At 66.8% G+C, this 771-nt stretch carries 1 protein-coding gene; it reads left to right on the top strand.

Annotation, left to right across the window (positions count from 1 at the left end):
* A partial coding sequence (locus IE172_RS34210) for an alpha-amylase family glycosyl hydrolase (protein WP_190101263.1) occupies positions 1-771 on the top strand: 771 nt, incomplete at both ends.

The following is a 771-nucleotide window of genomic DNA, read 5'->3' as shown; positions in this document are numbered from 1 at the left end:
CTGGCGGAGGCCAACCAGTGGCCGGAGGACGTCGTCGACTACTTCGGCGACTACGCCGCCGGCGGCGACGAGTGCCACATGGCCTTCCACTTCCCCGTCATGCCGCGCATCTTCATGGCGGTCCGGCGCGAGTCCCGCTACCCCGTCTCCGAGATCCTCGCCAAGACCCCCGCCATCCCGTCCGGCTGCCAGTGGGGCATCTTCCTGCGCAACCACGACGAACTCACCCTGGAGATGGTCACCGACGAAGAACGCGACTACATGTGGGCGGAGTACGCCAAGGACCCCCGCATGCGCGCCAACATCGGCATCCGCCGCCGCCTGGCCCCCCTGCTGGACAACGACCGCAACCAGATCGAACTCTTCAACGCCCTGCTGCTCTCCCTGCCGGGCTCGCCGATCATCTACTACGGCGACGAGATCGGCATGGGCGACAACATCTGGCTCGGCGACCGCGACGCCGTGCGCACCCCCATGCAGTGGACCCCGGACCGCAACGCCGGCTTCTCCTCCTCCGACCCCGGCCGCCTCTACCTGCCGACGATCATGGATCCCGTCTACGGCTACCAGGTCACCAACGTCGAAGCCTCCATGGCGTCACCGTCCTCGCTGCTGCACTGGACCCGCCGGATGATCGAAATCCGCAAACAGAACCCCGCCTTCGGCCTCGGCACCTACACCGAACTGCCCTCCTCCAACCCCGCCGTCCTCGCCTTCCTGCGGGAGTACGAGGACGACCTGGTGCTCTGCGTCAACAACTTCTCACGCTTC

The organism is Streptomyces griseoflavus, assembly GCF_014649995.1.
GTDB lineage: Bacteria > Actinomycetota > Actinomycetes > Streptomycetales > Streptomycetaceae > Streptomyces > Streptomyces griseoflavus.
This window is presented reverse-complemented; position numbering and strand designations above follow the sequence as displayed.